The organism is Massilia sp., from assembly GCF_046293535.1.
Classification (GTDB): domain Bacteria; phylum Pseudomonadota; class Gammaproteobacteria; order Burkholderiales; family Burkholderiaceae_D; genus Telluria.
In genome coordinates this window covers 1-4,374 of sequence record NZ_JBKBOV010000084.1, presented here as the reverse complement: position 1 = coordinate 4,374, position 4,374 = coordinate 1, and the positions used below count along the sequence as shown (strand labels likewise).

Below are 4,374 nucleotides of genomic sequence, written 5' to 3'. Positions count from 1 at the left end.
CAGAACGCCGATCTTTGCCTGGCCGCCGAGCGGCCGCGCCGCTACCGGCGCTATAACGCGACCGGCGCGCACGGCAAGCGCATGCTCAAGAGCTACGCCAAGGCCGTGCGCGCCATGCTGGCGCTGCCGCCCGAGGATCCGCGCAACTGGTATCGCCAGGCCATCGTGCACACGCTGGATTGCCCGCACGGCAACTGGTGGTTCCTGCCCTGGCACCGCGCCTACCTCGGCTGGTTCGAACAGATCTGCCGCGAGCTGAGCGGCGACCCGGCTTTCGCCCTGCCGTACTGGGACTGGACTGTCGACCAGCAGGTGCCCGACGGCATGTTCGACGACGTGCTCGACCCCAACCACCCGGCCTACCTGGCCGGCCGCCAGGACTTCGAGCGCATGCTCACCGGCGTGATCAACGGCGCCGGCTACTGGTCGCTGCCCGGCAGCGGCTTCAACGGACGCTCCCAGCTCGGCCAGCTGCTGTCGCGCCGCATCCGTTTCGAGCAGGACCTGATGTTCGACATGGTGCTCGACCCCCGCGGCGGCATGTTCTTCGACCAGCCGGGCGCACGCGGCATACGGCGCGAGCAGCCGGGCTTCTCGCTGGCCACGGCCGATGCGGTCTCGCCCGCCACCATCCAGGCCGCGCTGGCGGCGCCCGACTTCGTCACCTTCGGCAGCGCCAAGACCTCGAACCACCACACCAGCGCCGGTTTCGGCATCCTGGAAGCCCGGCCGCACAATTCGATCCACCGCTGCGTCGGTTCGCGCGACTGCAATTTCGTCGAAGCGCGCGGCTTCATGAGCGACATGTTGTCGCCGGTCGATCCGATTTTTTTCCTCCACCACAGCAACATGGACCGCCTGTGGGACGTGTGGACGCGCAAGCAGATGCAGCTCGGCCTGCCTTTCCTGCCGGCCGGCTACGAGCTGCGCACCGACTTGCCAGACGAGCAGAAATCCGCGGCGGAACGGGCCACCGACTACTACCGCTGGGCGCGCGACCCGCTGCTGTTCTTCGTCAATGCCAAGGGCGAGCCGGTGACCCAGACCCGGGCCGGAGACTATGCCTGGATGACGCCCTTCGGCTACGACTACGAGCCCGGCTCCGGCGAAGAGCTGCTTCCCCGCTACGCCGTCGCCGGCCAGCGGGGCAGGCGCGCCCGCGTCGTCGGAAGCGTGCAGCGGCGCGAGGTGTCCGAAGCCACGCCGGCCAGCGCGGTGGCCCACCTGCCCGGCGCGACGGTCGAGGCGGCGCTCACGGGCGGACAGGTGCTGGTGGCGAACGTCACCCTGAACTTCCCGCAGATGTCGCACGACGCCTTCATGGTGATCCTGAACGGCCCGGACGACCTGTCGCACGTGGACGCTTCCAGCCCGCACTACCTGGCCACCATCATGATGTTCGGCCACCGCGCCGCCCATGGCGCGCTGACCTACAGCCTGCCGCTGAGCGAGAAGCTGCGCCAGTTGCCGCCGGCGGACGGCAAGATCCGGCTGCGCGTCGTGCCGATGTGCGGGCCGGATTGCCACGAGCAGGGTCACGACCATCAGCACCACGACAAGGTCCATGGCGATGCGGTGGAGTTGGTGGCGGTGAGCATCGAGGCCTACTAGGCGGGTAGAGGCGCCAAGCAATAAAAAACCGCGCCTCGGCGCGGTTTCTTTGTCACAGGGGTTTGCTCAGCCCTTCAGCTTGCGCGCCACGTCCAGCGCAAAATAGGTCAGCACGCCGTCCGCGCCGGCGCGCTTGAAGGCCATCATCGATTCCATCATGACCTTGTCATGGTCCAGCCAGCCGTTCTGCGCGGCCGCCTTCAGCATCGCGTACTCGCCGCTGACCTGGTAGGCAAAGGTCGGCACCTTGAATTCGTCCTTCACGCGGCGCACCACGTCCAGGTAGGGCATGCCCGGCTTGACCATCACCATGTCGGCGCCTTCGGCCAGGTCGAGCGCCACTTCGCGCAGCGCTTCGTCGCTGTTGCCCGGGTCCATCTGGTAGGTGTTCTTGTCCGCCTTGCCCAGGTTGGCGCTTGAGCCGACCGCGTCGCGGAACGGGCCGTAGAACGACGAGGCATACTTGGCCGAGTAGGCCATGATGCGGGTGTGGATGTGGCCTTTTTCTTCGAGCGCGCCGCGGATCGCGCCGATCCTGCCGTCCATCATGTCCGAAGGCGCCACCACGTCCACGCCGGCCTCGGCCTGGGCGAGCGACTGGCGAATCAGCATCTCGATGGTCTTTTCGTTGACGATGTAGCCGTTCTCGTCCGGCAGGCCGTCCTGGCCGTGGGTGGTGTAGGGGTCGAGGGCGACGTCGGTCATGATGCCCAGTTCCGGGAAGTGGCGCTTCAGCGCGCGCACGGCGCGCGGCACCAGGCCTTCCGGATTGGTCGCCTCGACGCCGTCATGGGTCTTGAGCGAGGCATCGACCACCGGGAACAGCGCCAGCATCGGGATGCCCAGCGCCACGCATTCCTCGGCCACCTCCAGCAGCAGGTCCACCGAGACCCGTTCCACGCCCGGCATCGATGCCACCTGCTGGCGCTGGTTCTCGCCGTCGAGGATGAACACCGGGTAGATCAGGTCGGCGCTGGTGACGACGTTTTCGCGCATCAGGGCGCGCGAGAACGGGTCGCGGCGCATGCGGCGCATGCGGGCTGCAGGGTAGGTGGCAGGAACGATGATGGTCATGTGGTTTCCCCGATGAGTCCTAACAATGGATTATTGCGCGTCGCCGGCTTCCGGTGGGGCAGTGCCGGCCTCGTCGTCGCCGTCCAGGCCGAGCAGCTCGAGAATCTTGGCATCCGCCTCCTCGATGCCGATGCGCTTGAGCGCCGAGAACAGCTGCACCGTGAAGGGGAAGCCTTCGCCTTCCTCGTCGACATAGCTGTCGAGGATCTTCCGCGCCTGGCGCAGGGCGTTGGTCTTTTCATTCTGGTTGAGCTTGTCGGCCTTGGTCAGGATGCAGTGGATCGGCTTGCCGGTCGGGGCGAACCATTCCAGCATCTGCACGTCGAGGTCGGTGAAGGGACGGCGCGAGTCCATGATCAGGACCAGCGCGGCCAACTGCTCGCGGCGCTGGACGTAGTCGCCCAGCAGCTTCTGCCAGTGCAGCTTGGCCGTACCCGACACTTCGGCATAGCCGTAGCCCGGCAGGTCGACCAGCAGGGCTTCGATCTCGTCGACGATGGTCGGGTCCTTGCGGTGCTGGCCCACGTGGGCGCCGCCGATCGAGAAATAGTTGATGTGCTGGGTGCGGCCAGGGGTCTTGGAGGCGAACGCCAGGCCCTTCTGGTTGGTGAGGATGTTGATCGCCGTGGATTTGCCCGCGTTCGAGCGGCCGGCGAAGGCAATTTCGGGAACGGTCGTGCCCGGGAGATCGCGCAACTGGTTAACGGTCGTGAAGAACCGGGCCTGCCAAAGTCTGGACATAAGGGGAAGGTTTAAATGACAACGAAATGGCGATGAGGAAACAAAGCTATTGTACAATAAGGGGTTCATTGATGCTCCGCCCCGGGGGAGCGCCAGTAAGGCCGCTGCACTGTTTCACTGTAAATCCAAAAATCTGTTTTTGACTTTTTCAGGGTGCTTGTATGAATCGTTTGACGTTTCCGCTTTTGAAGTCCTTGTTGGTTGCAACCCTGGCTTTCTCCGCTGGCGTCACAGCGGCCGAAGCACCGCGTGTCGCTGCGAAAGCCGATCCGGCCAAGGGCGGAACCCTCTACGATTCGGGCGATGCCGCGCGCGGCCTGCCTGCCTGCATGTCCTGCCACGGCGCAGCCGGCAACTCGACCATCGTCGCCAACCCCAAGCTGGCCGGCCAGATCGAAGCCTATACCCACAAGCAGCTGGTCGACTTTACCACGCCGAACCGCCAGAATCCGATCATGACGCCGTACTCGAAGATGCTGACCGAGGACGAAAAGCGCCACATCGCCGCCTACCTCGCCACCCAGAAGGCCAAGCCGGGCGCCGCCAAGAACAAGGACACCGTCGAGCTGGGCCGCAAGATCTACCGCGGCGGCATCGCCGAGAAGGGCGTCGCCGCCTGCGCCAGCTGCCACGGCGCCACCGGCAGCGGCATCCCGGCCCAGTACCCGCGCCTGTCGGGCCAGCACCAGGACTACACCTATGCCCAGCTGGACGCCTTCAAGAACGGCACCCGCAAGAACAGTGCCCAGATGACCACGCTGGCGCAGCGCATGTCGCCCGAGGAAATGAAGGCGGTGTCCGACTATATCGCGGGCCTCAAGTAAGCAGCGCCAGTAAGGAATTCGCGACGTTTCGTTTTTCGTAGGGTGGGCGGGTCTCCCGCCCACGCGTTCAACTCCCGCCAGCACTGTCGCGACATATCTTTCCTTAACTATCACCGCGTGGGCG

Annotated in this window: 4 protein-coding genes; 2 read left to right on the top strand and 2 right to left on the bottom strand. The window is 65.5% G+C overall.

Going from position 1 to position 4,374, the window contains the following annotated elements; genetic code table 11:
* On the top strand, positions 1-1,611 hold a 1,611-nt coding region (locus tag ACK4S9_RS23095), incomplete at its 5' end, for a tyrosinase family protein (RefSeq protein ID WP_409730267.1).
* A 66-nt stretch (positions 1,612-1,677) separates the two neighbouring features.
* Here ACK4S9_RS23095 and hemB read toward each other — a convergent pair.
* Together hemB and yihA are read right to left on the bottom strand one after the other, a co-directional pair.
* Positions 1,678-2,685: a porphobilinogen synthase gene (gene hemB, locus ACK4S9_RS23090; RefSeq protein WP_409730265.1), complete on the bottom strand. Its 1,008-nt coding sequence runs from the start codon at positions 2,683-2,685 to the stop codon at positions 1,678-1,680.
* 30 nt (positions 2,686-2,715) lie between these two features.
* Positions 2,716-3,426, bottom strand: coding sequence for a ribosome biogenesis GTP-binding protein YihA/YsxC (gene yihA / locus ACK4S9_RS23085; RefSeq protein ID WP_409730263.1), 711 nt, complete (start codon positions 3,424-3,426; stop codon positions 2,716-2,718).
* Positions 3,427-3,587: 161 nt separating this feature from the next.
* On the opposite strand from yihA, the gene ACK4S9_RS23080 reads away from it, so the two are divergent.
* Complete coding sequence (locus ACK4S9_RS23080) at positions 3,588-4,250, top strand: c-type cytochrome (protein WP_409730261.1); 663 nt, start codon at positions 3,588-3,590, stop codon at positions 4,248-4,250.
* The last annotated feature ends 124 nt before the right edge of the window (positions 4,251-4,374 follow it).